The following is a 26,578-nucleotide window of genomic DNA, read 5'->3' as shown; positions in this document are numbered from 1 at the left end:
GTGCGCGCGGGTTCCGGTGCGCTCACTTCGCGGCGGCGACCAGCGACGACACCGGCACGGCACCGGCGAGGACCCGACCGTCGTCGGTCAGGTAGACCGACACGAGCGAGGTCTGGACGGCACGGCCGCCGTCGACGGCCTTCGTGAGCTGGCCGAGCAGGCCCGAGGCCTCGTCGCCGAGGGACGACTGGTCCACGGTGCCGGCGGGGAGCTCCGCGATCGTGCCCCAGCCCTTGCCCGTGAAGGTCGGCTCGTCACCGTCGTGCGCACCGCGGGCGTGGTCGCCCTTCGCGTGCGCACCGTGCTCGGCGTCGGACAGGTCCTTCTCGGTGACCTTCGCGTTCGACGGGGGCGCGAAGTCGAAGAGCCGTGCGGCCGGTGCGCCGTAGTCGAGGCTCGTGAACCCGACCTGCACCGCGGGGTCGTCCTGCCCGGCGGCCTGGATCGTCGCGCGCAGCGGGAGCCCGGTCTGCTGGTCGACCGCCAGTCGGACGGTGCCGACCAGGGTGTCGGAGGACTTCGGCGTCAGCGTGATCTGCCAGGCGTCGTGACCCGCGACGCTGACCTCGGTCGACTTCGAGACCGTGGTGCTGGGGGTGATGGCGTCGATGGCCTGCTCGGCGATGTCGGTCGGCGTGGTGGCGCCGTCCTGCAGGTCCTTCGCGGTGTCGGAGGGGAGGGTCACGTGCGTGGCCGTGCGCTCCTTCGAGTCCCAGGTCCAGACCTCGGACCCGTTGCGGACCACGTCCTGCTCGGCGAGCTGCTGCGTCAACTGCACGCGCTGCTTGTCAGCGCCGTCGACGTACACGCGGGCGGTGTGCGACGAGGTGAGCAGCCCGAGCACGTCCGAGGCGTCGCCCTCGAGCGAGGAGCCGCCGGAACCGGTCGGCAGTTCGGGGAGTCCCAGGTCGCTCGACTGCGAGAGCTTGCCGGAGTACTGCGCGTCCGAGGACTTCGCGATGCTGGCGATGACGTCGGCCGCGGTCGGGTTCGTCCCCGCGATCGGGTCGTTCGCCGCGTTCGCGATCATCGGGGCGGCGACGGCGCCGGCGACGACCACCGGCGCGATGACTGCTGGCAGCCAGGCTGACTTCTTCATCGGGTTCCCCTCGTGGAGCATCGGAGTCGTGAGTACGGTACGTCCGGCCCCCGACAGGACGCTGGGCGTCGACGGATCGCGATCGTTCGTAGACTCGGGGCGCGACCGACGGCGGTCGCGTGGCGGCGAAGGAGGCGGCATGCGGGCGGTGCTCGGTCTGGACATCGGGACGTCGAGCACGAAGGCGCTGCTGGCCCGGTTCGACGGCACCGTGATCGCCGAGGTGAGCCGCCGACACGACGTCGACCGTCCGGCCCAGGGACTGGTCGAGATGGACGCGGCCGTGTGGTGGGACGAGTTCACGACGCTGACGCACGAGCTCCTCGCGCTCGTCCCCGATGCCGACGTGCAAGCCGTGGGCGTGAGCGGCATCGGCCCCTGCGTCCTGCTGACCGACGACGCGGGTGATCCGCTGCGCCCGGCGGTCCTGTACGGCATCGACACCCGGACGGCCGACCTGCTCGACGAGGTCACGGCGGAGCTCGGGGGCGAGGACACGATCCGCGCCCGGTGTGGCTCCGGACTGAGCACCCAGGCCGCCGGCGCGAAGCTCGCGTGGGTCGCCCGCCACGAGCCCGACGTCTGGGAGCGCGCGGTCCGGTTCACGATGCCGGCGTCCCGCGTGGTGGAGCTGCTGACGGGGGAGTACGTCCTCGACCACCACTCGGCCAGCCAGACCACGCCGCTCTACGACGTCCACGAGAACACCTGGATCACCGAGTGGTGCGAGCAGCTTGCGCCCGGCCTGCCCCTGCCGCGGCTGCTGTGGTCCGGCGACCAGGCGGGCGTGGTGACGCGCGAGGCGGCCGCGGCCACGGGCCTCCCGGTCGGTATCCCCGTGACGGCCGGCACCATCGACGCATGGGCGGAGGGCGTGAGCGTCGGGGAGTCCGTGCCGGGCCGGATGTTCCTGCAGTACGGCACCACGATGTTCATGATCGCGCCGACCGCCGAGCCGACGCCGGTGCCGGGCATGTGGACGACGGTCGGGACGCACCCGGGGCAGCCGAGTGTGTCGGGTGGGATGGCGACCTCCGGGGCGATCACCGACTGGCTGCGTCGGCTGGTCGACGGCGAGTGGCCGACGATGCTCGAAGAGGCTCGGTGTGCGGGCATCGGCGCGAACGGGCTGCTGATGCTGCCGTACTTCGCGGGGGAGCGGACGCCCATCGCCGATCCGGACGCGCGCGGGGTGATCGCCGGGCTGACGGTGCGGCACACGCGTGGGGACATCTACCGGGCGACGCTCGAGGCGACGGCCTACGCGGTCCGGCACAACATCGAGGTACTGCGTGCGGCCGGAGTCGAGGTCCGCGAGCTCGTCGGGGCCGGCGGCGGGTTGCTCGGACGGCTCTGGCCGACGATCGTGAGCGACGTGACCGGGCTGCGGCAGACGGTGCCGTCGGTGACCGTGGGAGCGTCGTACGGGTCGGCGTTCTTGGCGGCGCAGCTCGTGGCCGACGTCGACATCCGGCAGTGGAACCCGCCGGCCACGGTCATCGAGCCGGACCCCGTCGCGACGGCGGCCTACGAGCCCGGGTACCGCGACTACCGCGAGCTCTACGAGGCGACGAAGGCCGTCGTGCACCGGCTAGCCGCGCGCAGCTGACCGTTCGACACCGCGCAACGGACACAGCACCGCGCAGATGCACGGTGCTGTGTCCGGAGCCTGGTTCCGCGGGAGTGCCGCCGCGCCTACGCCTGGGCGTCGACGCCGGCGGGCGCGCTGCCGTCGTACTCGCAGATGGCCTGGACCTTCGAGGCGCTCGCGCTCGTCCGGTCGAACTCGTAGCCCAACCACTCCTTCGCCATCCGGCGGGCGACCTCGACGCCGACGACGCGCTGGCCCATGCAGAGGACCTGGGCGTCGTTCGACAGGACCGAACGCTCGACCGAGAACGAGTCGTGCGCGGTGACGGCCCGGATGCCGGGGACCTTGTTCGCCGCGATCGCGACGCCGAGTCCGGTGCCGCAGATCAGGATCGCGCGGTCTGCTTCACCCGACGCGACGAGTCGTGCAGCATCGACGGCCACGTGCGGGTAGGCGGTGTGCCCGTCCGCGTCGACACCGACGTCGACGACCGACGCCACCCGCGGGTCGGCCTGCAGGTCCTGCTTGATGATCTCCTTGTAGTCGAACCCGGCATCGTCCGAGCCGATCACGAGACGGTACGTCATGCGTGTGTTCCTTCCAGTTCGTTCGCACGGGCAGCGAGGACTTCGCCGACCCGCGTGAGGATCATCCCCATCGAGGTGGCACCCGCGTCGGGTGTCCCCAGGCTCTTCTCCGCCAGCGGCCGGGCACGCCCGACCTTCGGCGTGAGGTCGGCTGTCTTGTCGGCCTCGTCACGAGCGACTTCCGCTGCAGCCTGCCACGCGTCGGTGAGCGAGGAGCCAGCCGACACCGAGGTCCGCAGTGCATCCACGAACGGCAGCAGTGCGTCGAGCAGCGTCTTGTCCCCGCGGGACGCCCCGCCCAGGTGGACGATCGAGTCGGCGAAGGCCTGTGCGGCCTCCACGACGTCGGACGCCTCGTACGCGGAGCGGTCGTCGCGCAGCGACCGTCCGAAGGCCTCGAGTGCCGCACCCCACAGGACTCCCGAGGTGCCGCCCGCGAACTCGGCCCACGCGTCACCGGCGCGTCCGAGGACGAAGGCGACCCCTGCCTCCTGGCCGACCCGGTCGACTGCCTTCCGAGCCGCGCCGATCCCCTTGACCATGCCGCGTCCGTGGTCGCCGTCGCCGGCGACGGCGTCGATGCGGCCGAGCTCCTCCTCGTGCTCCCGCAGGAGCGCGTCGATCGCCTCGATCGCGTCGCGTGCCGTCTGCGCGGCCTGCCGGGAGGCATCACTCGCGTCCGGCACGGCCGTCGCCTCGTCCTCGGCGTCGTCCACGGCGTCGGCCGGCAGCAACGCTGCGATCGGCGCGGCCGCCTTGCGGTACGCGGGCGTGTAGGTGTCGGCGCGCCACAGGGGGTCGAGCTCGTCGTCGAGCCACTGCAGGGTCAGCGAGCAGCCGCCCATGTCGAGGCTCGTGACGAGTTCGCCGACCTCGGGTTCGACGATCTCGAGGCCGGCGTCCTGCAGCAGCGGGAGGACGCGTCCCCAGAGCAGGAACAGTTCCTCGTACTTGGTGTCGCCGAGGCCGTTGAGGATCGGGGCGACCCGGGTGCCCGCGTTCGCCGGTCGGTCGGCGAGGAGTCGTTCGACGAGCAGCGCCGCGAGGTCGGTGGCGCGGAGCAGTGGGACGTCCTCGATGCCGGGTTCACCGTGGATGCCGAGCCCGAGTCCGAGGTGGCCGTCGGGCACGGTGAAGAGCGGCTCGGTGGCGCCGGGCATGGTGCACCCGGAGAACGCGACACCGATCGTGCGGGTGGCGGCGTTCGATGCGTTGCCGAGGCGCTCGACCTCGTCGAGGTCCGCGCCCGCGGCGGCCGCGGCACCCATCGCCTTGAAGACCGAGAAGTCCCCGGCGATGCCACGACGCTTCGACTCCTCGTCGGCGCTCGCGATGTCGTCCGTGACCACGACGATCCGGGTGTCGATGCCCTCGGCGCGGAGCCGCTCGGCGGCGAGCCCGAAGTTCATCGTGTCACCGGCGTAGTTGCCGAACGACAGCACGACGCCCTTCCCCTGGTCGGCCGCCTTGGCGACCGAGTACACCTGCGCGGTGGACGGCGAGGTGAAGACGTTGCCGACGACGGCGCCGGTGGCGAACCCCGGGCCGACGATCCCGCAGAACGCGGGGTAGTGGCCGGAACCGCCGCCGACGACCACCGCGACCTGGGGGTCGGCGCCCTCGGTGGGCAGGGTGACGACGCCGCCGTGGACGCCGCGGACGCGGTCGGCGTAGAGCGCGAGCCAGCCGGCGAGCTGGTCCTCGGCGAACTCGTCGGGGGCGTCGTGGATCGTGGTCATGCTGGAGTCCTTCAGTGGGAGGTGCGGGTGCCCTGCGGCACCTTGAGGAAGTGGATCATCACGAACGCGCAGGCGTACAGGCCGACGAACGTCCAGGTCGCGGCCTGACCGCCACCGCCGAGCGCGAAGACCGCGGCGACCACACCGGTGCCGAGGAACGCCGCGCCGCCGGCCGCCGTCGTGTACATCGCCATCGCGGCGCCCTTGTGCTCGGGGGCGAGCGCCGGCATGATCGCGCCCATCGGCACGAAGCCGGCGAGCAGGCAGCCGAACACGCAGCCGGCGACGACGGAGAGCACGTAGCCCCAGTCCGACCCGGCGGGGACGAGCTGTGGGACGTACCACCAGGCGATGAGGCCGAGGGCGGACCCGACGATGCCGAACCACTTGACGGTGCGCTGCCAGCCGATCTTGTCGCCGACCCAGCCGAACAGGGCGTTCACCAGGATGTTCGTCGCGTAGACGCACACGGTCATGAGCAGCCAGCGGCTCTGGCCCCACCCGCGCTCGTTCGCGATCACGGCGGGCAGGACGACGAACATGCCGAACTCGGGCGCGGTGTTGATCAGGCGGACCAGGAAGCCCATCAGGATCTTCGGCCGGGTGACGGTCAGGCGGATGCCGCTCGTCAGCACCTGCCAGGCGCTCTCACCGGCCGGTGCGATGCGGGAGAACCCGTTCGGCAGCCGCACGCCGAACAGCATGATGAGGAAGCCGATCACGACGAGGCCGATCGAGGCGACCATCGCGCCGGTCTCACCGATCGTGCCGCCGCCGAACACCGGGATGGCGCCGATCGCGAAGAGGGAACCGAGCGTCGGCAGGCCACCCGTGAAGGCGACGTAGAACCAGCCGACCGCCGAACCGTTCCGCTCGACCGGGGTGGTGATGTTCACCCAGACCAGGAACGCGAAGGCGAAGAGCGGGTAGCCGAAGCCCCGGACGGCGTAGGCGACGGCCGCGAACGGCACGCTGCCGATGTTCAGCGCGAGCAGGAAGAGCACCTCGAAGACGACCCAGACGGCGAACCCGAGGATCATCACCCGGCGCGGCCCGATCAGGTCGGAGAGGGCGCCGGAGACGTAGCTGCCGATCAGGGCGGCGAGGCTGTAGAAGGTCACGATCGTCGCGACGGTGGCCTCGGGGCTGCCGAGGACCGCGACCATGTGCGGGGTGATGAAGTTCGACTCGACGCCGTTCCCGGTCATGAAGACCAGGACGGCGACGAACCCGAGGGCGAGCGGGCGGGGGATCCCCATCCGGTCGAGGCGGCCCTCGGCGCGAGGGGTCGTGGGCGCACCGGTGGCGCGCTGTGTCGTCGTTGACATGCTTGCTGACTCCAGGGGTCGGCGGGCTCAGGCCTGCAGGGACGGGAGGATCGAGACCTTGACGCTCGCGCCGGCGGAGTCGCCGACCAGGTCGAGGGCCTCTTGGAACCGCTCGAGCGGGAACTGGTGCGTGCAGATCTCCGACATCGGCAGGGTCTCGGCCTCGAGCAGCTTGATCGCCGCCGGCCAGGTGTGCGGGCCGAGGTGGGCGCCCCGGACGTCGAGCTCCTTGTCGTCCGAGATGATCGACCAGTCGACGGAGACGGTGTCCTTGAACACCGAGTACTCGACGAAGGTGCCGAGCTTGCGCAGCAGGTTGAGGCCCTGGGGGACCGCGGACGGGTGGCCGGTCGCCTCGATGTAGACATCGGCGCCGTAGCCGTCGGTGAGCTCCTTCACCCGGGCGACCGCGTCGTCCTCGGCAATGTTGATCGTCAGGTCCGCGCCGACCTTGCGGGCCAGCTCGAGCTTCGCCTCGACCACGTCGAGGGCGATGATCCGGAGCGGGTTCTTCTGTCGAGCACCAGCGATCGCGGAGAGGCCGATCGGTCCGGCGCCGGCGATCACGACCGTGTCGCCGAACTTGATGTCGCCCCGCTCGACGGCGTGGAACGCGCAGGACAGCGGCTCGGCGAACGCGGCGACCTGACCGGGCAGGGCGCTCGACACCGGGTGGGTCAGGGCCTTGGCGGGGACGAGCACGTACTCGGCCATCGCGCCGTCGTAGCCCTTGAAGCCGAACATGTCGTGGACGTTGCACATCCAGTACGCGCCTTCGAGGCAGTAGCGGCACTCCCAGCACGGCACGATCTGCTCGCACGCGATGCGGTCCCCGAGCGAGACCTTCCGCTTCGCCAGGGTGTCGTCGTCGCCGGAGACGATCGTCCCGACGAACTCGTGCCCGGGGATGCGGTCCGTCTCGGCCCAGGCGGCGCGGTTCTCGTCACCCCAGAACTTCGCGGCGCCGTGGTAGCACTTCAGGTCGCTCGCGCAGATGCCGACGGCGTCGGTGCGGAGCAGGAGCTCGCCGGGGCCGGGCGTCGGCACGGGGCGTTCCTCGAGCCGGTAGTCGCCCGGGCCGTGGACGACGACGGCTCGCATCGTCGTGGGGATGGTCGTGGTGGCGGTCGTGGCCGCGTTCTCGGTCGTCGTCGACATGCGCTGCTCCTTCGTTGGATGGCTTCGGCGACGACTGTACACCTCGCAGAACGTTTGTCCAGAACACAATTTCTGCTAGGTTCGACCCGACGCAAAGGAGCGAACATGACGACCAGCACCACCACCGACTTCGCCGCAGCCCTGCGCCCGGGCCCGGACACCGTCGACCTGACGAACGACTTCACCGGTCGCACCGCAGTGGTGACCGGCGGCGCCTCCGGCATTGGGCACGCTATCGCCCGGGCACTCGCCGCACGGGGTGCGCGGGTCGCGATCGTCGACGTCCGTGCGGACGGCGCAACGACGGCGGCGGCCGACCTGCCGGGCGCGGCCGATGCACCGGGCGCGGCCGCGGGCCTCCATGCCGGGTTCGGCTGCGACGTGACGGACGAGACGTCCGTGGCGCGCACCGTCGCCGACGTCGTCGCACAGTTCGGCCGCATCGACGTGCTCGTCAACTGCGCCGGGATCGCCGCCCTCGCTCCGGCGGACGAACTGTCCGCCGAGACCTGGTCGAGGACGATCGACGTCAACCTGACCGGCACCTTCCGCGTCGCCCAGGCCGTCGGTCGGCACATGCTCGCCGCCGGGTACGGGCGCGTGGTGAACATCGCCTCACAGGCCGCGCACGTCGGCATCGACGGGCACGCCGCCTACTGCGCCTCGAAGGCGGGCGTCATCGGACTCACCCGTGTGCTCGCGCTCGAGTGGGGCGGTCGCGGCGTCACCGTCAACACCGTGTCGCCGACCGTCGTGCTCACCGACCTCGGCCGTGCCGCGTGGGCGAACGAGAACGGCATCCGGCACCAGGACGAGATCCCGACCGGCCGCTTCGCCACCCCCGACGAGATCGCCGCCGCGGTGCTGTTCCTGGCGGGGGAGTCGAGCGCGATGGTGAACGGCGCCGACCTCCGGGTGGACGGCGGGTTCACGATCCGCTGAGGTGTGCCGGGGATACGATCGGCGCATGTCCGCCGAGAACCCTACCGCCGAGGGTGCCCGGACCCGGTTCCCGCTCGACACCGTGTACCAGGCGGCGCGGATGTACTACCTCGAGGACGCCACCCAGGTCGAGATCGCTTCGCGCCTCGGTGTCTCGCGTCCGACGGTGTCGCGGCTCGTGGCCGAGGCGCGCAAGGCCGGACTCGTCCGCATCGAGGTCGTCGACCCGTTCCAGGACGAGACCGTCGCGCTCGCCGAACGGCTGCAGGTCGTGCTCGGCATCCGAGCAGTGCACCTGGCCGCCGTCACGCACACCGCCACGCTCGGCGCCGACCTCGCCGCACCCCTCGCCGCAGCGGTCGAGGGCATGGGACTCGTCCCCGGCGACGCCGTCCTGATGTCGTCGGGCCGCACGGTGTACGACGTCGCACACGCCGGCATGCCGAGCCTGCCCGGCGTGCAGCTCGTCCCGACGGTGGGCGGCCAGGCCGACCCGATGCCGTGGTTCCAGACGAACGAGATCACCCGGACCGCTGCGGAGCACTCCGGAGCGATCCCCGCCTTCCTGTTCGCGCAGGCGCTGCCGTCGCCCGCGATGCGCTCCTCGCTCGACGAGGACCCGGCCTTCCAGCACGTCGTCGGGCTCTGGGGCCGGGCGAAGGGCGCGATCCTCGGAATCGGGGCGCCGACCCCGACGCGCGATGCCCTGGCGCGGGGCATCCCCGTCGAGGACGCCGCGTTCGACCACGCCGCCGGTGACGTCTGCCTCAACTTCTACGCCGCGGACGGCTCGCCCATCGAGTTCCCCGGCAGCGACCGGATGGTCCGGACCTCACGCGAGGTCCTGTCCGGTGTGCCGCACGCCGTCGGCGTCGCCGTCGGGAGCGCCAAGGTCGGCAGCATCGTCGGCGCTGTGCGCGGAGGGCTCGTCAACGAGCTGGTGTCGGACGCCGCGACGGCCCGCGCCCTGCTCGACGCGCTCGCCTGAGCGCTCTGCTCGGCGCCTGCAGGTGCGCGTTCCTTCCCAGAACGGGCGCGATGGAAGGCGCTTTCGGGCATACCTGGTCGTTTCTTCGTGGCAGGTACGCCCGATTCCGGCAGGTACGCCCGAACCTAGTGCGTGCGCCGCACGTCCCACAGGTGGTGGACGGGGTCGTGCGCGTAGTACGTCGCGAGGCTCGCGACGGTGAAGGCGCTGCCGTCCGACCGCAGTCCGGTGCGCTCGAGCTGGTCGTCACGGACCTCGTCGAACGCCCGCGCTGCCCGGTGTGCGGCCTCGCCGAGCTCCCGGACGACGACGGCCGGGTCCTGCTCGCCGTACTGGTCCTGGACCGCTGTGGCGTCCTGGTCCCAGTTCGGGAACGTCGGGGCGTCCTCTGTGAGCATCAGGGCGAGCCGCTCGGTCATCTTCCGGTGCACGTCGCGCACGTGGGCGCCGTACTCGAGTGCCGACCAGGTGTGGTCGTCGGGACGCTCGCGCACGTCATCCCGGCCGAGTTCGGTCGGCCACGCGGTCGTGTTCGCGTCGATGATCCCCGGCACGTCGCGGATCGACACCGTGGTGCCGTCGTAGCCGCACTCGGGGCAGGTGCCCTCGATGACCCAGGTCCAGCTCTTCGTCTCGGGTTCGATCGCCATGCGCCGATGTTATGTCCTCGTTACTCAGCCTGGCGGATCCGCAGACGCATGCGGATCGGGCCTTCCCCCCGTTCGGGTGACACGCCGCTGCCTGGGAATCACCGGCCAATGACATTTCGGTTGCTCGGTAACGTCGCTCGCTGTTCCCGAGCCGGTCTCCGCCGGCCCGAGCCGGTCCCTGCCGGCTCGTCACGATCCTCGAGGAGAGACATGGGCTCCGATCCCAGCCATACCCCGACCCGGCCGCACCGACGTCTGCGCGAGAGCGACGTCACCGTGGTCGACAAGAGCATGATGCGCCGCGCGGTGAGCGGCATGGTCGTCGGCAACACGATGGAGTGGTACGACGTCGGCGTCTACGGCTACCTGGCGGTCACGATGGGGAAGGTCTTCCTGCCGACCGCCGAGCCCGCCGTGCAGATCCTGTTCAGCCTCGGTGTCTTCGCTGCGACGTACATCGCCCGTCCGCTCGGCGGCATCGTCTTCGGCCGTCTCGGCGACCGCATCGGGCGCCAGAAGGTGCTCGCGACGACGCTCATCATGATGGCGGCGTCGACGTTCCTCATCGGAGCGCTGCCCGCCTACGCGACGATCGGGGTGTTCGCACCGGTCGTGCTGGTCGTGCTGAAGCTGGCGCAGGGGTTCTCCACCGGCGGTGAGTACGCCGGTGCGACGACCTTCGTGACCGAGTACGCCCCGGACCGTCGCCGCGGGTTCTTCGCGAGCATCCTGGACTTCGGCAGCTACCTGGGCTTCGCGCTCGGTGCGACCGTGGTCTCGGTGCTGCAGATCACCCTCGGCGAGGACGCGATGGTCGCCTACGGCTGGCGCTTCCCGTTCCTGGCGGCCGGTGTGATCGGCGTCGTCGCGATCTGGTTCCGTCTGCGCATCGAGGAGTCGCCGGTGTTCCAGGCGACCCAGGCCGCGCAGGAGGCCGCGTCCGAGACCCGCGCGTCCTTCGACGGGGAGCGTCCCGCGAACGTGCTCGTGATGGTCCGAGACCACTGGCGGCCGATCGTCATCGCGATCATGCTCGTCGCGGCGTCGAACACCGTCGGGTACGCCCTGACCTCGTACATGCCGACCTACCTGACCGACTCGCTCGGGTACTCGCCGCTCGACGGCACACTGCTGACGATCCCGGTGCTCCTGCTCCTGGCGGTCATGCTCCCGCTCACCGGCAAGCTGTCCGACAAGCTCGGTCGACGCGTCGTGATGTGGATCGGTGCCGCGACGACCGTGGTGCTCGTCGTGCCGGCGTTCATGCTGATCGGGCACGGTGCGCAGTGGTCCACGCTGGCCGGACTCGGGCTGCTCGCACTGATGACCGCGCTGTGGGTGTCGAACCAGGCGGCGTCGCTGCCGGCGCTGTTCCCGACCTCGACGCGGTACGGCGGCATGGGCTTCGCCTACAACATCGCCATCGCGGTCTTCGGTGGGACCACGCCTCTGATCGTGCAGGCGCTGCTGACCGTGACCGGGGACGAACTCGCCCCGGCGTACTTCTTGATGGCGATGAGCGTGGTCGGTGCGATCGGCGTCTTCTGCATGAAGGAGTCCTCGCGCCGTCCGCTGCCGGGTTCGATGCCGGCGGTGGAGACCGAGGCCGAGGCGAAGGAACTCGTGCTCACGCAGGACACGAACCCGAACCTGGACCTGGGGGACCTGCCGTTCGCCGCGCAGGACGCCGCCGCCCGGGCCGCGGGCGAGGCCGCCGACGCCGAGGGCGTGCCGGCGCGCTGACGCCGGGGGCGCTCGCGACGCGACCACGGGCGGGAGGCGCGGTGCAGGTCCGACCTGCACCGCGCCTCCCGTCTGTGCGTGCGCATGGTGCGACGATCCACGCGTCGATCGACTCGTGTTCTGTCGGAAGATGCGCACGCACGGGATGCGTGTGCATGCTGCGACGATCCACGCGTCGATCGACTCGTGTTCTGTCGGAAGATGCGCACGCACGCACGCACGCACCCGCACGCACCCGCCTCACTCGTGCCGGTGCTCCGACGCCGGGTCCACCGCCGGCCACACGGGGAACGGGTCCGCCCACCCGCGCCACAGATCCGGCCCGGCCAGCAGCTCCGGCGGCGTGAGCAGCGCCCCGTCGAGGGCACGTTCGATCGCCCGCACGTCGAGCCGCTCGCCGACGAACCACAGCGCCTGCCCGATCGGGGCGTCGGCGTCCCACGACGGGTTCGCGGTGGGGTCGAGCGCGAGCATCGCCCCGAAGCTCGACCACGAGCCGACGTGGTCCGGGCGTGACGCCAGCCGGAAGAACCCCTTCGAGCGGAGCACCCGGCCCGAGCTACCGGCGGCCAGGTCTCGCTCGATCACGGTGGCCAGTCGCCCGGGGTGGAACGGCAGCGGCTCCCGGTAGCGCATCGCGACCAGGTCGTCGCGGGCGTCCCGGCCGGTGTCGGCGCCGCTCGACAGGGCGCGCATCCACCCGGCGCCCGAGGCCAGGACCCGAGCGGCCCCGCCGTTCGACGCGGGCAGGTCGCGCGCGGTCCGGAGTGCGGGCAGCGCCACGATCTCGGCCTGCGGTGCGAGCCGGTGCAGCAGTGCGACCAGTGCGCGACGGCGGCGCAGGGACAGTGGCGCGAGACGGTCGAGCGCGATGACGGTCGCGTACTCGACGAGGGACGCCACCCGGTCGGCGGCCACGAACGCGTCGTCGACGTCGGACCACAGCAGGTGGGCGATGTCGTCGGCACGCAGTACCCCGACCACGTGTCGGAGCACCCGGTCGTCGCCGGTCTCGCTCCGGGCGGCGTTCGCGAGCATCATGCCCACGGCGCGGGCGTCGGAGCCGGGTCGCAGGGTGACGACGAGGCCGTGGTCGGCGTCGGGGCCGCAGGCGCGGTCGAGGTGGTCAGCCCGCTCGGCGACCGCGCGGGCCGCTGCGAACGCGCTCCCGTCCACGTGCATCCGGTGCCCGGTGGTGATCCGGGCGGCGACGCGGTCGGCGTCGGCCTCGTGGAGGGCGGTGACGAGGGTGATGGCAGCAGCACGCATGTCGGGTACCCTACCTGAAAACCGTTCTCAACAAGAGAGCGCCGACGGAGGAGAACCATGAAGGTCCGCAACTCGCTCAAGGCACTGAAGAAGATCCCCGGCTCGCAGGTCGTCCGTCGCCGCGGCCGGGCCTACGTCATCAACAAGCAGAACCCCCGCTGGAACACCCGCCAGGGCTGACGTCGGCGGTGGTCCGTAGGGTGGATCCATGCGACTGCTGCTCATCCGCCACGGCCAGACCCCCGCGAACGTGAACGGCGTCCTCGACGCCGAGGTGCCCGGACCCGGACTGACCGAGCTCGGCCAGCAGCAGGCGGACGCCCTGCCGGCAGCCCTGGCCGACCGGGGGATCGAGCGGCTCTTCGCCTCCACCATGGTCCGGACGCAGATCACCGCGGCACCCCTGGCGGCGTCGCTCGGGCTCGAGCCCGTCGTGCTGCCCGGTCTGCGTGAGATCGAGGCCGGGGACACCCAGGGCAAGAGCGACAAGGTGTCCGTGCAGCTGTACATCTCGACGGTGCACGGCTGGTCCGGCGGGGACCGCACGACCCGGATGCCGGGGGCGGAGAGCGGGCTCGAGTTCTTCGAGCGGTACGACGACGCCGTGCGGCAGATCGAGGCCACCGGCGTCGGCGTGGCGGCGGCGGTGAGTCACGGTGCGGCGATCCGTACCTGGGCGAGCGCGGCCGCCGACAACACCCCGGACCACTTCGGCACCAAGCGTCACCTGGAGAACACCGGCATCGTCGAGCTCGAGGGGTCCTTCGCCGACGGCTGGCACCTGGTCGACTGGGAGGGCGAGCCGATCGGTGGTGACCAGCTCATCGACCGCACCGCGCTGGACCCGACCGGCGAGCGCTACTGACGCAGGGTCGCCGACGCGACCAACGGCTCGCGAAGGCGACCTCATGACGGACGGGAGGCCCGGTACCAGCTGGTACCGGGCCTCCCGTCCGAATGCGGTCGCGTCGACTACGCGAGCTGCGACGCCGACGCCTGTGCCGTTGCGGACGTCAGCGGCACGATCACGCGGTGCGCCTCGCGCAGCACGTCGAGCGTGCGCTGGACCTCGTCCGCGCGCTCCTCGGGCGTCCAGTCGAGCGCCCCGGCGAGCACGTCGGCCAGCTCGTCGAGCAGGTCGATCGTGACACCGCCGACGAACGCGAGGTTCGTGCGGCGCAGCACCACGTCGACCAGGTGGACGGCCTGCTCGTGCTCGGCGAAGTACGCGACCTCGGCGCGGGTGAGCGACGGGTCGGACTCGAGCGCCTCGACGGGGCCGTCGGTCAGGACGTCCACGACCTCGGCGGCACGGGTGCCGTAGCGCTCCAGCAGGCCTTCGACCAGGGACTCGTCCAGACCGTCACGGTGCGAGGTGATCCACAGGGCGCGCTGCGCGTCGGTGGTCGGGAACTCCTTGCCACCGCCGATCGCCATGCCGGTGGTGTCGACCTTGCGGGTCATCCCGAGCTTCGTGGTGGCCTCGGTCGACAGGTGCGCGGCGAGGGCGCGGAACGTCGTCCACTTGCCGCCGACGAGCGACAGCACGGTCGACTTCGGCAGCCCGGCGATCTGGGTGTCCACGATCCGGTAGTCACGCGAGACGAAGCCGGGGGCGGTGTCCTCGTGGCGGGGGAGCGGGCGGATGCCGGAGTAGCTGTAGACGATGTGGTCGCGGGTGACGTCGATCTGCGGGAACACGTGCTTCACGAGCCCGAAGAAGTAGTCGATCTCCTCGTCGGTGGTCGTGACCGGCTTCGAGGGGTCGGCGTCGATGTCGGTCGTGCCGATGAGGACCCGGCCCTTGAGCGGGTAGATGAGGACGATGCGTCCGTCGTCGTTCTCGAAGAACAGCTCGCGGCCCTTGGTGGCCTCGAGCAGCTCGTCGTTCTGGACGACGATGTGCGAGCCCTTCGTGCCGCCCATGAACTTCGTCTCGCCGCCGAACGCCTCGTTCGTCAGGTCGGTCCAGGGGCCGGATGCGTTGATGACGACCTCGGCGGTGAACACGAACTCCTCGCCGGTCTCGCGGTCGCGCAGCAGCACGCCGCCGTCGCGGGTGCCAGCTGCCTCGACGTAGTTCGTCGCGCGGGCGGTCGCGGCGGAGCCGGTCCCGGTGCCTGCGGCGATGCCGTCCTTGAGGACGTCGAGGGCCAGGCGCTCGGGCTCGTGCACGCTCGCGTCGTAGTAGGTGCCCGTGTACTTCAGGTCCTTGTTGAGGGCGGGCATGTCCTCGAGCGCGGCCTTCTTGGTGCGGAAGACGTGCTTCGGGACGGAGCCGCCGTCGCGCGAGAAGGAGTCGTAGATCGTCATGCCGATCTTGATGAGCATCGCGCCGCGCTCCTTGGTGGAGCGCTGCTTGTGCGTCAGCATGCGCAGCGGGGCGTTCATGATGCCGGAGAACGTCGAGAAGATCGGCATCGTGGTCTGCAGCGGCTTGACGTAGTGCGGGGCGATGCGGATGAGGCCGTTGCGCTCCTGGACGCTCTCGCGCACCAGGCGGAACTCGCCGTTCTCGAGGTAGCGGATGCCGCCGTGGATCATGTGGCTCGACGCGGCGGACGCACCGGAGGCGTAGTCGCCGCGCTCGACCAGGGCGACGTCGACGCCCTGCAGCGCGAGGTCGCGGAACGTGGCGATGCCGTTGATGCCGCCGCCGACGACGAGGACCTGCGCGTTCGGGCGCTCGGTGAGGGCGGTCACCGTGTTCCGGGGCTGTGTCTTCTTCGACATGGTTCGTCGCTTCCTTCGTCTGTTCTCGTGGTCAGGATCGATCGTGCGCCGGTTTGGGAGGTCGGGCAACTTGCGTGCACGAACGTGCAGCACACGTGTCGTGCGCTCCGATCCGGGGGCCGGGAGGCACGACAGGGGTTGCAGAGGCCCTGCACGTCCGTGCATGGTTGCGTTCGACAGATCGGAGCACCATGAGCGATGCGGCTCAGCCCATGCGCACGCAGCAGGCGCTGCGCGCCGCCCACCTGTACTACCTGCAGGACCTGACGATGGACGCCATCGCGGACGAACTCGCGACCTCGCGGTCCTCGGTGTCGCGCCTGCTGAAGTACGCCAGGGACACCGGTCTCGTCGACATCCAGATCCGCTCACCCCTGGACCAGGCGGCCGCGCTGAGCCGCAGCATCCGCTCGCGGTTCGGGGTGCACGCGCACGTCGTCCCGGTGCCGGACCACACGAGCGACGTCGACCGGCTGGAGCGGGTCGCCCTGTCCGCCGCGCGGATCCTGACGCAGTACGTCGAGTCGAACATGGTGATCGGGATCTCGTGGGGCTCGACGGTGAGCGCGGTCAGCCGGTACCTCGTGCCGAAGACCACCCACGGCTCGACGATCGTGCAGATCAACGGCGCCGCGAACACACGGACCACGGGCATCGTCTACGCCTCGGAGATCCTGCGGCGGTTCGGCGAGGCGTACGGCGCGTTCGTGCAGCAGTTCCCGGTGCCCGCGTTCTTCGACGACCCCGCCACGAAGGAGGCGCTGTTCCGCGAGCGCTCGATCCGCCGTGTGCTCGACCTGCACGAGCGGATGGACCTGGTCGTGTTCGGTGTCGGCGCCCCGCAGGCCCCGGTGCCGTCGCACGTGTACTCCGGCGGCTACCTCGACCCCGCCGACCGCGACGAGCTCACGAAGGCCCAGGTCGTCGGGGACGTCTCGACGGTGTTCTACCGGGCCGACGGGTCGTGGCGGGACATCGGCGTGAACGCGCGCGCCGGCGGGCCGGACCTCGACACCATCAAGCGCGCTCCGCGTCGGGTCTGCGTCGTCGCGGGCCGGTCGAAGGCCGCGTCGTTGCGGGGTGCGCTGGCGTCCGGGCTCGTCACGGACCTGATCCTGGACGAGAGCGTCGGGCAGGCGATCCTGCAGCCCTGAGTCAGGATGTGACCCGGTTCTGTCGGGGGTGCCGGGTACGGTCTCGGCCATGGTGATCTCGATGGACCGACCGGGCGGCCGGTACTCCCGTCGCGTGGTCGGCACGGACGTCGACCAGGCGCTCGCCTTCTTCGGGCGCGACTACGACTTCCGGGCACCCGCGGTCCGGCGCACCCGCCCCACCGCGCACTGGGACTTCGCCGGCGTCGGCGACGACCGGATGTCGCTGCGGTCGTCGCGGTTCATGGTCGACCTGCGCAGCGAGAGCCAGGTCGACGACGAGTTCCTGGTGGCCTGGATGCGGAGTGGCTCCAGCCGGATCACCTGCGGCGGCGAGACCTGGGCGCTCGAAGCCGGCGTGCCCGTCGTGCTGCCGTTCGCCGAGCCGTACTCCCTGCACCACCGCGACATCGCGCTGAACCTCGTGCACCTGGACCGCGACTTCGTCCGGGCGATCGTCGGCGAGGACGACTTCGCCTTCGAGCCGATGCAGCGCCCGACGGCTGCGGGCACGGCCGCGTGGCAGGACGTGGTCCGGACGCACGCGTCGACGTGGCTCGACGTGGACCACGACCTCGACCCGATCGCGCAGCGCGACATCGCCGAGGCCTTCGCGACCGCTGCGATCCGTGCGTTCCCGCAGCGCGATCGCTGGCGCTCGACCGTGGCCGGCGGCGGTCCGGAGCACGGGCGCGTCCGCCGGGCGCTCGACTTCGTGCACGAGCACGCCCGCGAACCCATCGGCACACCCGAGATCGCCGCGGCGGCGGGGCTCAGCCCGCGCGGGCTGCAGCAGTCCCTGCGACGGCACCTCGACCAGACGCCCGGCGACCTGCTGCGCGAGGTGCGGCTCGACGGTGCGCGGGCAGACCTGCTCGGGGGTGCGCGCGACGAGACCTCGGTCGCCGAGATCGCCCGGTCGTGGGGCTTCGGACACCTCGGGCGGTTCTCGGCGACGTACCGTGCCCGCTTCGGCGAGCTGCCGAGCGAGTCGCTCCGCACGCGCTGACCGCCGTGGGGGCACCGAGCCGGGGAGTCCACCCGGCGGCGGTAGCGTGACGACATGGACACCGTCGTCACCGAGCTCCGTTCCGCACTGCAAGACCCCGACGGCACCGTCGTCCGGACCGAACCGGGCGTGCTCGACGCCGCGCGGACCGACAAGTCCGGCTGGATCGCCCCTGGCGGTCCGGTCGCGGTCGTCGAGGCCCGCACCGTCGAGCACGTGCAGGCGACACTCCGGACCTGCTCGGCCCTGGGCGTCCCCGTCGTTCCGCGCGGCGCCGGCACCGGTCTGGCGGGTGGCGCGAACGGCACCGAGGGCACGGTGGTCCTCAGCGTCGCGCGGATGGACCGCATCGTCGAGGTGTCCGTCGAGGACGAACTCGCCGTCGTCGAACCCGGGGTGCTCAACGGTGCGCTGAACGCCGCCGTCGCCGAGCACGGGCTGCGCTTCGCACCGGACCCGGCGAGTGCGGCGATCGCGAGCGTCGGCGGGAACATCGCCACGAACGCCGGTGGTCTGCGGTGCGTGAAGTACGGCGTCACGCGCGAGGCCGTGCTCGGACTCGACGTCGTGCTGGCGGACGGCCGGCTCGTGTCGACCGGCCACCGCACCGTCAAGGGGGTGACCGGTCTCGACCTGACGGCGCTGCTCGTCGGGTCCGAGGGCACGCTCGGTGTCATCGTCGGCGCGACGGTCCGACTCGTGCCGATCCCGGCGGGGGAGCCTGCGACCCTCGGGGCCGTCTACCCGTCCGTGCAGCAGGCGGCAGCCGCGGCAGCGGCCGTCGTGGCGGGAGCGGATCGGCCGTCGACGGTCGAGCTGCTGGACGCCCTGGCCCTCGAGGGGATCGCGGCGTACCTCGGACCCGAGGTGATCGTCGAGACGGTGGGGAGCACCGCGGCGGGCGGGGTCTTCCTGCTCGTGGAGTTCGACGGCCCGGGCGCGACCGAGGCCGCGCTGGGAGCCGTGCCGCGCCTCCAGGCCGAGGGCGGAACCGTGCACCTGGCCGGGTCGGAGGCGGAACGCGAGCGCCTGCTGACGATCCGCCGGTCCTTCCACGCCGCGATGGAGTCGCGAGGCCGGGTGCTCATCGAGGACGTCGCCGTGCCGCGCAGCCGGCTCGCCGAGATGTTCGCCCGCGTGGAGGAGATCGGTCGCGAACACGGTGTCCCGATCCCGACCGTGGCGCACGCCGGCGACGGCAACCTGCACCCGAACTTCGTCTTCGACGGCGACGAGGTGCCGGCTCACGTCTGGGACGCCGCCGACGCGATGTTCCGTGCCGCGATCGAGCTGGGGGGCACCCTGACCGGCGAGCACGGCGTGGGGGTGTTGAAGCGTCGGTGGATCGGTGACGAGCTCGGCGACGACGTGCTCGAGCTGCAGCGGGGGATCCGACGGGTGTTCGACCCGGCAGGCATCCTGAACCCGGGCAAGGTCTTCTGAGCGACTGATCGCCGAATCTCATCGCACGGATGCGCCGTGCGTCGTCAGGATCTTCGACCGTAACGTCACCGCAACGAATCCGGCGCTGAATGGTGTGGACGAGAGCACCACCCACGAAGGAGTCTGCGATGCGCATCGGCGTCCCCACCGAGATCAAGAACAACGAGTACCGCGTGGCGGCCACCCCGGCGGGTGTCGCGGAGCTGGCGCTGCACGGCCACCAGGCCCTGGTGCAGGCCGGAGCCGGCACCGGGTCGGCGTTCCCCGACGACGAGTACCGCACCGCGGGCGCCGAGATCGTCGACACCGCCGCCGAGGTCTGGGCGCGCGCCGAGCTGATCCTGAAGGTCAAGGAGCCGGTGGCGTCCGAGTACCCGCTCATCCGTCCGGGCCAGGTGCTCTTCACGTACCTGCACCTGGCGGCCGACCGCCCGCTGACCGACGCGCTCATCGACTCCGGAGCCACCGCGATCGCCTACGAGACCGTGCAGCTGCCGGACCGCTCGCTGCCCCTGCTGTCGCCGATGTCCGAGGTCGCCGGGCGGCTGTCCGCCCAGGTCGGCGCCTACAACCTGATGCGCACGAACGGCGGACGCGGGCTGTTGCTCGGTGGGGTGCCCGGCACGCCGAAGGGTCGTGTCGTCGTGATCGGCGGTGGGGTCGCGGGCGAGCACGCGGCGACGATGGCGCTCGGCATGGGGGCCGACGTCACGGTCTTCGACATCAGCCTGCCCCGCCTGCGCGCGCTCGACGCCCGGTTCGACGGGCGGATCACCACGCTGCGGTCGTCGGCGCACGCCATCGCGGAAGCCCTGCGGGACGCCGACCTGGTGATCGGTTCCGTGCTCATCCCCGGGGCGTCCGCGCCGAAGCTCGTCACCGACGCCATGGTCGCGGACATGCGGCCGGGATCGGTACTCGTCGACATCGCGATCGACCAGGGCGGCTGCTTCGAGGGCTCGCACCCGACCACCCACGACGACCCGACGTTCGCGGTGCACGACACCGTGTACTACTGCGTGGCGAACATGCCCGGTGCCGTCCCGCGCACGAGCACGATCTCGCTGACGAACGCGACGCTGCCGTACGCCGTCGCGATCGCCGACCGCGGGTGGGAGGCCGCGCTGGCCGCCGACCCGTCGCTCGCCCTCGGCCTGAACGTGCACGCCGGCCAGGTCAAGAACGAGGCCGTGGCGGCCGCGCACGGCTTGGTGGCGTCGGCGCGGTAGGCCGGCCGCCTGCGGACCCGGCGCTGGCGCGCGTTGTTTCGCGCTCAGCGACAGTTCACGCAGCCTCGCGGCCGTGAACTGTCGCTGAGCGCGAATGTTGGCTACGCCGTGCGCGCCGCCAGGCCACGCGCGCCGGACCAACCCGCCCGTGTCCGCACGGCGACCGTCACCACCACGACCGCGGCGGCTGCGACCACCGCGGCCACGGCGGTCGGCGTCGACACCAGCGGACCGTCGAGCCGCGCGACCGCCACCCACGCCAGACCCCAGGCCAGGGACAGCATCGGCGCCAGGCGACCCCGACCCCACACCGCCAGCAGCAGCCCGACGAGCCCGGCCACCGCTGCGACGAGCACACCCCAGACGTCCTGCCCGAGGTCGAAGCCCCGGAAGCCCGCTGCCGTCAGCACCGCGGCCGTGTTCGCTGCCGTCGCGACGCACACCCACCCGAGGTAGAGGCCGAACGTGCCGTCGGTGACGATCGCCTCGACGACGCCGGAGGGCTTCGTCCGTCGCAGGATCGTGAACGTCCAGACCAGCACCGCGAGCAGGGCCACGATGATCGGTTCGCTCGCCCACAGGAACCCGAACTGCACCGACAGGATCCACGCCGCGTTGAGCAGCAGGGACAGGATCGCCGGCACCGCTAGCTTCGCGTGCCGGTCATCGTCCGACGTGCGGAAGAGCTGGCGGATGGCGTAGGCGATGAGGCCGACGTAGACGACGCTCCAGATCGAGAACGCCGGGCCGTCCGGTGCGATGGCGGTCGACGACGCGGACAGTGCTCCGCCGGCAGCGTCTTGGATCGGCGTCCCGCCGGCGGCGCCGGACCCGACGAACGCCCCGACCACCGCGACGACGGCACTCACGGCGACTGCGATGCGCTTCCAGATCCTCTTCATGACCGTTCCCTTCGTCAGCATGCTGATGACCTGCACCGTAGGCGGGCGGTCCTGTCGGGCGCGCAGCGTGCGTTCAGCCTGTGGGGGACGGCGGACGGGAGGCCCGTGGCGGGCCCGCCACGGGCCTCCCGTCCGAAAGCCGGTCACCTGCGTACGGTGGTCGCGTGAGCGTCGAGATGAACACCGTGTACGTCGACCGGATCGCCCCGATGGCGAGTCCGTCGCTGGACGACACCTTCCGGATGCTCGACGAGCAGGGCGCGAGCGCGTGCATCGTGCTGTACCAACCGGACGCGCAGGAGCTCGGCGACGTCGCGGTCGCGCTCGGCCTGCACGAGCTCGCGGTCGAGGACTCCGCCGAGGGGCACCAGCGACCGAAGCTCGAGCGGTACGGCTCGACGCTCTTCGTGGTCCTCAAGCCCGCGCTCTACAACGACGGGCAGGAAGAGGTGGCGTTCGGCGAGGTGCACGCCTTCGTCGGAGAGGACTTCTTCCTCGTCGTGGTGAAGGCCGACCCGCGCGGCAAGCCGACCGTCCCGCGAGCACTGCAGCGGATGAGCGGCAAGCCCGGCCTGGTGACGGTCGGACCGCAGGCGCAGCTCTGGGCGCTCATGGACACGATCGTCGACGGCTACGTGCCGGTGATCGACGGGCTGGAAGAGGACATCAACCAGATCGAGGACCAGCTGTTCGCGGGCGAGGCCGGGGTCTCGCGGCGCATCTACGAACTGTTCGGCGAGGTCGTCGACTTCCAGCGTGCGGCGCGCCCGCTCATCCACATCATCGAGAACCTGCACCGCGGCGCCGAGAAGTACCACCTGCCGATCGAGATGCAGCGCCGGTTCCGCGACGTCCTCGACCACGCCATCCGCACGGTGGAGCGGCTGGACACGTTCCGGCAGCTGCTGCAGAACGCCCTGACGGTCGACTCGACGCTCGCGGCGCAGAAGCAGAACGACGACACGAAGCGGATCTCCGGCTGGGCGGCGATCCTGTTCGCCCCGACGCTCATCGCCGCCATCTACGGCATGAACTTCACGCACATGCCCGAGCTGACGTGGACCTGGGGCTACCCGCTGTCGATCGTGGGGATGATCCTGTTCGCCGCGATCCTGTGGGTCGTGTTCAAGGTCAAGCGCTGGTTCTGAGGAAGACTGGGGCCGTGACCTCGTACGACCTCGTCCACCTGACCGCCGGGGGCGTCTCCCTCGTCCTCGACTGCCGTGACCACGCGCTGCCCGCGGTGGTCCACTGGGGAGCAGCCCTCGGGCCACTCGACGACGACGCGCTCGTCGCACTCGCCGACGCGGACGTCGCCCCCGTGGCCCAGAACGAGATGGACGACCCCGTCCGTGTCGCCGTGCTGCCCGAGCCGAACCGCGGGTGGAGCGGACGACCCGGCCTGGCCGGACACCGCGACGGCCACGACTGGTCGCCGGCGTTCACCGTGCGGGCGCTCGACGTCACCGACACGACCGTCACGGCCGAGGCTGCCGACGACACCGCGGGGCTCGCGGTCCGGCTGACGATCGAGGTGCTCGTCTCCGGACTCGTCCGTGCCCGGGCTGCCGTCACGAACACCGCCGACGGCGTCTACACGGTGGACGACCTGACGGTGGCGATGCCGATCCCGTCCGGTGCGCGCGAGGTCCTGGACTTCGCCGGTCGGTGGGGCAAGGAACGCACCCCGCAACGCCGTGAACTCGTCGTCGGCACCCACCAGCGTGAGAGCCGCAAGGGCCGGACCGGCGCCGACGCCGCGACCGTCCTGACGGTGGGGGAGCCCGGCTTCGGCTTCGCCCGCGGGCAGGTCTGGGGCGTGCACACCGGGTGGAGCGGGAACCACCGGCACCACGCCGAACGCCTGTCGACCGGGCGCCAGGTGATCGGCGGCGGCGAACTGCTGCTGCCGGGCGAGGTCCGGCTCGGCACGGGCGAGACGTACGAGGGGCCGTGGGTGTGGTTCACCCACGGTGACGGGCTCGACGACCAGGCCCGACGCTTCCACCGGTGGCTCCGCAGCCGGCCGCAGCACCCGACGACTGCGCGGCCGATGACGATCAACGTCTGGGAGGCCGTGTACTTCGACCACGACCTCGCCCGGCTGACCGACCTGGCGGAGCGCGCCGCGGCCCTCGGGGTCGAGCGGTACGTGCTCGACGACGGGTGGTTCCGCGGCCGCCGGAACGACCACCTCGGGCTCGGTGACTGGTACGTCGACGAGGACGTCTGGCCCGACGGGCTCGGGCCGATCGTGGACCGTGTCCGGGCCCTCGGCATGGAGTTCGGCCTGTGGTTCGAACCCGAGATGGTGAACGAGGACAGCGACCTCGCCCGCGCCCACCCGGAGTGGATCATGCAGGCGGACGGCCGACTGCCGATGCGGTCCCGCGACCAGCAGGTGCTCGACCTGGCGATCCCCGAGGCGTACGAGTACGTGCTCGAGCGGATGACGGCGATCATCGGCGAGTACGGCATCGAGTACGTCAAGTGGGACCACAACCGCGACCTGGTGGAGGCCGGGTTCCCCGGTGGCGGCGCGGCGGTGCACGAGCAGACCCTGGCGACGTACCGGCTGATGGCGACCCTGAAGGAGCGCTTCCCGACGCTCGAGATCGAGTCGTGCGCGTCGGGTGGCGCCCGGGTCGACCTCGGCGTGATCGAGCACACCGACCGCGTCTGGGTGTCCGACGACATCGACCCCCTCGAGCGGCAGCAGATGCACCGGTGGACGCAGCAGCTCCTGCCCCCGGAACTCCTCGGCGCGCACATCGCGAGCGGCAGGAACCACTCGACGGGCCGCGTCCACGACCTGGCCTTCCGGGCCGGCACCGCGCTCGTCGGGCACCTGGGCATCGAGTGGGACCTCACCGAGGCGACGGCGGAGGAGTCGGCGTCGCTGGCCGAGTGGATCGCGCTGTACAAGGAGCTGCGCGGGCTGCTGCACGGCGGCGACCTGGTGCGGATGGACGAGGTCGACGACTCCCGGCTCGTGTACGGCACGGTCACGCCGGACCGGCAGCACGCCGTCTTCTTCCTGGCGAGCATCGGGCGGTCCGAGGTGTCCGGCACCGGCCGGGTCACCTTCCGCGACCTCGACCCGGACGTCTCGTACCGCGTCGACCCGATCGTGGTCGGTGACGGGCACGGGATCGTCCGGCCGGACTGGTGGAGCGGCGCACGGGTGTTCAGCGGTCGGGTGCTCGGCACGGTCGGCCTGCACCCGCCGCTCATGCCCGCCGACTGCGTGGTCCCGTTCCGGCTGACGGCCGTCTGACGACAGGCGGGACGACCGGGAGGCCCGGTGCCGGTGATCGGAGCCGCTAGGGTTTCCGACATGCCGCGCTCCGGACACGCGACCCCCGTCTGGGCGCTCAAGCTCGCCGTCGTCACCGCCCTGGTGGGCGTCTCCGGCGGCATCGCCGGCATCGCCGTGTGGCTCGCGCTGCAGCTCATCCAGTTCGTGGCCTTCGGGTACGGCTTCGGTGGGCACCTCGAGGCGGCGGACGCACCGTCGGCGCTGAACCGGTTCCTCGCCCTCGTGGCCGCCGGTGTCCTGACGGGCTTCGCCTGGTGGGCGCTCCGGCGCTGGGGGCGTCCGATCGTGTCGGTCACCGCGGCGGTCGGCGGCAAGCGGATGCCCGCACTCGCGACCCTGGCGAACGCCGGCGTGCAGATCCTGGCGGTCGGGCTCGGCGCCTCGATCGGCAAGGAGGTCGCCCCGCGCGAGGTCGGCGCCTGGCTCTCCCAACTCGTCACCCGTCGTGCCGGTCTCACCCCGCGCGAGACGAAGATCCTGGTCGCCTGCGGAGCGGCAGCGGGCCTCGCCGCGGTGTACGACGTCCCGCTCGGCGGTGCGCTCTTCGCCGTCGAGGTCCTGCTCGGCGAGATCAGCTTCGCCACGGCCCTGCCCGCGTTCGCCACGAGTGCGGTCGCCGCGTTCGTCGCCCGGCTCGTGATCCCGGACGAGGTGCTCTACCACGTGCCGGCGATGCACATGTCGCCGTCGCTGCTCGTCTGGGCGATCGTCGTCGGGCCCGTCCTCGGCCTGGCGGGCGTCGGGTTCGTGAAGCTCACCAACCGGCTGCAGGGCATCGCGCCCAAGGGCTGGCACCTGCTCGTCGTGCTGCCGGTGGTGTTCGCCATGGTCGGGCTCATCGCGGTGCCGTTCCCGGAGATCCTCGGCAACGGGCGGGCGCTGGGCCTCGTCGCGATGAACGCCTCGCTCGACGACGACACCGTCGCCGGCCTGGCGCCGATCGTGCTGCTCCTGCTGCTCGGCGTCGTCCGCACGATCACCACGTCGGCCACGATCGGTGCCGGCGCGGTCGGCGGCACCCTGACACCATCGATCGCGATCGGTTCGGCGATCGGCGGCGGCCTCGGGGGCGCGTGGCTCCTGCTCTGGCCGGCTGACGGCCCGGGCCTGGCGGCCTTCGCGTTCGTCGGCGCCGCGGCGTTCCTGGCGACCACGATGCGGGCCCCGTTCACGGCGCTCGTCCTGGTGGTCGAGTTCACGCAGGAGGGCACCGACATCCTCATCCCGTCGCTGCTCGCGGTGTCCGGGGCGGTCGCGGTCGGGTACGTCCTGGCACGTCGACGCAGCGCCCAGATGGTGTGAACACTTCGTCACGTTCCGGGACAGACGACGGTTCTGCGGCCTACGATCTGCGGCATGACGGAGCGACGGGCTCCGCACCGAGCTGAGGAGCAGGCCATGGCGGGGTTCGACGACATCACGAAGAAGGCCCAGGACTTCCTGAAGGACAACAAGGTCCAGGACGCCCTGAAGAGCGAGAAGGCCGAGGACATCAGCGACAAGGTCCTCGGGGGCGTCGCCGACGCGGTCAAGAAGGCCACCGGCGGCAAGTACGACGACAAGATCGACGGTGCCCGCGACGCTGCGGACAAGAAGATCGGCAACGAGTAGCCCCACCGTGCGACGGCCCAGGACCCGGCGTGGTCCTGGGCCGTTCCCGCGCCGACTGGACGCCGTCGGGAACAACGGCCACCA

The 26,578-nt window shown here is 71.5% G+C and carries 23 protein-coding genes; 14 read left to right on the top strand and 9 right to left on the bottom strand.

Features of this window, described 5'->3' with window-relative positions; all coding sequences use genetic code 11:
- Nucleotides 1-22: 22 nt before the first annotated feature.
- Nucleotides 23-1,099: a sigma-E factor regulatory protein RseB domain-containing protein gene (locus tag EDF23_RS12680; RefSeq protein WP_165901121.1), complete on the bottom strand. Its 1,077-nt coding sequence runs from the start codon at nt 1,097-1,099 to the stop codon at nt 23-25.
- A 139-nt stretch (nt 1,100-1,238) separates the two neighbouring features.
- Between EDF23_RS12680 and EDF23_RS12675 the strand changes: the two genes are divergently transcribed.
- On the top strand, nt 1,239-2,708 hold the full coding sequence (locus EDF23_RS12675) for an FGGY family carbohydrate kinase (RefSeq protein WP_131921827.1): 1,470 nt from the start codon (nt 1,239-1,241) through the stop codon (nt 2,706-2,708).
- An 86-nt stretch (nt 2,709-2,794) separates the two neighbouring features.
- On the opposite strand, the gene EDF23_RS12670 is transcribed toward EDF23_RS12675, so the two are convergent.
- Genes EDF23_RS12670 through EDF23_RS12655 form a run of 4 tightly spaced genes read right to left on the bottom strand, consistent with a single transcriptional unit; the run spans nt 2,795 to nt 7,502 of the window.
- A complete protein-coding gene (locus tag EDF23_RS12670) occupies nt 2,795-3,277 on the bottom strand; it encodes a ribose-5-phosphate isomerase (protein WP_123938530.1) in 483 nt (160 codons plus the stop codon).
- Nucleotides 3,274-5,016, bottom strand: coding sequence for a dihydroxyacetone kinase family protein (locus EDF23_RS12665; protein ID WP_131921826.1), 1,743 nt, complete (start codon nt 5,014-5,016; stop codon nt 3,274-3,276). Before EDF23_RS12665 ends, EDF23_RS12670 begins: the two co-directional genes overlap by 4 nt.
- A gap of 11 nt (nt 5,017-5,027) precedes the next feature.
- Nucleotides 5,028-6,344, bottom strand: a complete 1,317-nt coding sequence (locus EDF23_RS12660) for an MFS transporter (protein WP_207895492.1) — start codon at nt 6,342-6,344, stop codon at nt 5,028-5,030.
- A 27-nt stretch (nt 6,345-6,371) separates the two neighbouring features.
- The gene (locus EDF23_RS12655; RefSeq protein WP_131921825.1) at nt 6,372-7,502 is read right to left on the bottom strand and encodes a zinc-binding dehydrogenase; all 1,131 of its coding nucleotides are present in this window, start codon (nt 7,500-7,502) and stop codon (nt 6,372-6,374) included.
- A gap of 105 nt (nt 7,503-7,607) precedes the next feature.
- Here EDF23_RS12655 and EDF23_RS12650 point away from each other — a divergent pair, with 105 nt between their 5' ends.
- Nucleotides 7,608-8,444 (top strand): GolD/DthD family dehydrogenase, encoded by an 837-nt coding sequence (locus EDF23_RS12650; RefSeq protein WP_131921824.1) that lies wholly within the window; start codon nt 7,608-7,610, stop codon nt 8,442-8,444.
- A gap of 25 nt (nt 8,445-8,469) precedes the next feature.
- Nucleotides 8,470-9,432, top strand: coding sequence for a sugar-binding domain-containing protein (locus EDF23_RS12645; RefSeq protein ID WP_131921823.1), 963 nt, complete (start codon nt 8,470-8,472; stop codon nt 9,430-9,432).
- 125 nt (nt 9,433-9,557) lie between these two features.
- On the opposite strand, the gene EDF23_RS12640 is transcribed toward EDF23_RS12645, so the two are convergent.
- Nucleotides 9,558-10,082 carry a DinB family protein gene (locus EDF23_RS12640; RefSeq protein WP_131921822.1) on the bottom strand — a complete coding sequence of 175 codons (525 nt, stop codon included), beginning with the start codon at nt 10,080-10,082 and terminating at the stop codon, nt 9,558-9,560.
- Nucleotides 10,083-10,292: 210 nt separating this feature from the next.
- On the opposite strand from EDF23_RS12640, the gene EDF23_RS12635 reads away from it, so the two are divergent.
- The gene (locus EDF23_RS12635) at nt 10,293-11,825 is read left to right on the top strand and encodes an MFS transporter (RefSeq protein WP_131921821.1); all 1,533 of its coding nucleotides are present in this window, start codon (nt 10,293-10,295) and stop codon (nt 11,823-11,825) included.
- Between the two features lie 240 nt (nt 11,826-12,065).
- Here EDF23_RS12635 and EDF23_RS12630 read toward each other — a convergent pair whose 3' ends face one another.
- The gene (locus tag EDF23_RS12630) at nt 12,066-13,094 is read right to left on the bottom strand and encodes a GTP-binding protein (RefSeq protein ID WP_131921820.1); all 1,029 of its coding nucleotides are present in this window, start codon (nt 13,092-13,094) and stop codon (nt 12,066-12,068) included.
- A gap of 57 nt (nt 13,095-13,151) precedes the next feature.
- On the opposite strand from EDF23_RS12630, the gene ykgO reads away from it, so the two are divergent.
- Both ykgO and EDF23_RS12620 read left to right on the top strand, forming a co-directional pair.
- A complete protein-coding gene (gene ykgO / locus EDF23_RS12625; protein ID WP_131879438.1) occupies nt 13,152-13,274 on the top strand; it encodes a type B 50S ribosomal protein L36 in 123 nt (40 codons plus the stop codon).
- Nucleotides 13,275-13,302: 28 nt separating this feature from the next.
- Complete coding sequence (locus EDF23_RS12620; protein ID WP_131921819.1) at nt 13,303-13,959, top strand: histidine phosphatase family protein; 657 nt, start codon at nt 13,303-13,305, stop codon at nt 13,957-13,959.
- A gap of 107 nt (nt 13,960-14,066) precedes the next feature.
- Here the strand turns inward: EDF23_RS12620 and EDF23_RS12615 are convergent, their stop codons facing one another.
- Nucleotides 14,067-15,827, bottom strand: coding sequence for a glycerol-3-phosphate dehydrogenase/oxidase (locus EDF23_RS12615; RefSeq protein ID WP_131845778.1), 1,761 nt, complete (start codon nt 15,825-15,827; stop codon nt 14,067-14,069).
- Between the two features lie 191 nt (nt 15,828-16,018).
- Here EDF23_RS12615 and EDF23_RS12610 point away from each other — a divergent pair, with 191 nt between their 5' ends.
- From EDF23_RS12610 to ald, 4 genes are all read left to right on the top strand, one after another.
- The gene (locus tag EDF23_RS12610; RefSeq protein ID WP_165901120.1) at nt 16,019-16,981 is read left to right on the top strand and encodes a sugar-binding domain-containing protein; all 963 of its coding nucleotides are present in this window, start codon (nt 16,019-16,021) and stop codon (nt 16,979-16,981) included.
- 49 nt (nt 16,982-17,030) lie between these two features.
- Complete coding sequence (locus tag EDF23_RS12605) at nt 17,031-17,990, top strand: AraC family transcriptional regulator (protein ID WP_131921818.1); 960 nt, start codon at nt 17,031-17,033, stop codon at nt 17,988-17,990.
- Nucleotides 17,991-18,044: 54 nt separating this feature from the next.
- Nucleotides 18,045-19,433, top strand: a complete 1,389-nt coding sequence (locus EDF23_RS12600) for an FAD-linked oxidase C-terminal domain-containing protein (protein WP_131921817.1) — start codon at nt 18,045-18,047, stop codon at nt 19,431-19,433.
- A 128-nt stretch (nt 19,434-19,561) separates the two neighbouring features.
- Nucleotides 19,562-20,662 (top strand): alanine dehydrogenase, encoded by a 1,101-nt coding sequence (gene ald, locus EDF23_RS12595; RefSeq protein WP_131921816.1) that lies wholly within the window; start codon nt 19,562-19,564, stop codon nt 20,660-20,662.
- A 101-nt stretch (nt 20,663-20,763) separates the two neighbouring features.
- Here the strand turns inward: ald and EDF23_RS12590 are convergent, their stop codons facing one another.
- Complete coding sequence (locus EDF23_RS12590) at nt 20,764-21,564, bottom strand: tryptophan-rich sensory protein (protein WP_131921815.1); 801 nt, start codon at nt 21,562-21,564, stop codon at nt 20,764-20,766.
- A gap of 164 nt (nt 21,565-21,728) precedes the next feature.
- On the opposite strand from EDF23_RS12590, the gene EDF23_RS12585 reads away from it, so the two are divergent.
- The 4 genes from EDF23_RS12585 to EDF23_RS12570 all read left to right on the top strand — a co-directional run bounded on the left by EDF23_RS12585 (nt 21,729) and on the right by EDF23_RS12570 (nt 26,494).
- Nucleotides 21,729-22,712 (top strand): magnesium and cobalt transport protein CorA, encoded by a 984-nt coding sequence (locus tag EDF23_RS12585; protein ID WP_240347381.1) that lies wholly within the window; start codon nt 21,729-21,731, stop codon nt 22,710-22,712.
- Nucleotides 22,713-22,726: 14 nt separating this feature from the next.
- Complete coding sequence (locus EDF23_RS12580; RefSeq protein ID WP_207895491.1) at nt 22,727-24,841, top strand: alpha-galactosidase; 2,115 nt, start codon at nt 22,727-22,729, stop codon at nt 24,839-24,841.
- Nucleotides 24,842-24,901: 60 nt separating this feature from the next.
- Nucleotides 24,902-26,185: a chloride channel protein gene (locus tag EDF23_RS12575; RefSeq protein WP_131921814.1), complete on the top strand. Its 1,284-nt coding sequence runs from the start codon at nt 24,902-24,904 to the stop codon at nt 26,183-26,185.
- A gap of 96 nt (nt 26,186-26,281) precedes the next feature.
- On the top strand, nt 26,282-26,494 hold the full coding sequence (locus tag EDF23_RS12570) for an antitoxin (protein ID WP_123292323.1): 213 nt from the start codon (nt 26,282-26,284) through the stop codon (nt 26,492-26,494).
- Nucleotides 26,495-26,578 lie beyond the last annotated feature (84 nt).

Source organism: Curtobacterium sp. PhB128 (assembly GCF_004340725.1).
In the GTDB taxonomy this organism is placed as follows: Bacteria; Actinomycetota; Actinomycetes; order Actinomycetales; family Microbacteriaceae; genus Curtobacterium.
The sequence above is the reverse complement of the archived record's forward strand: the minus strand, read 5'-3'. Positions and strand labels throughout refer to the sequence as shown.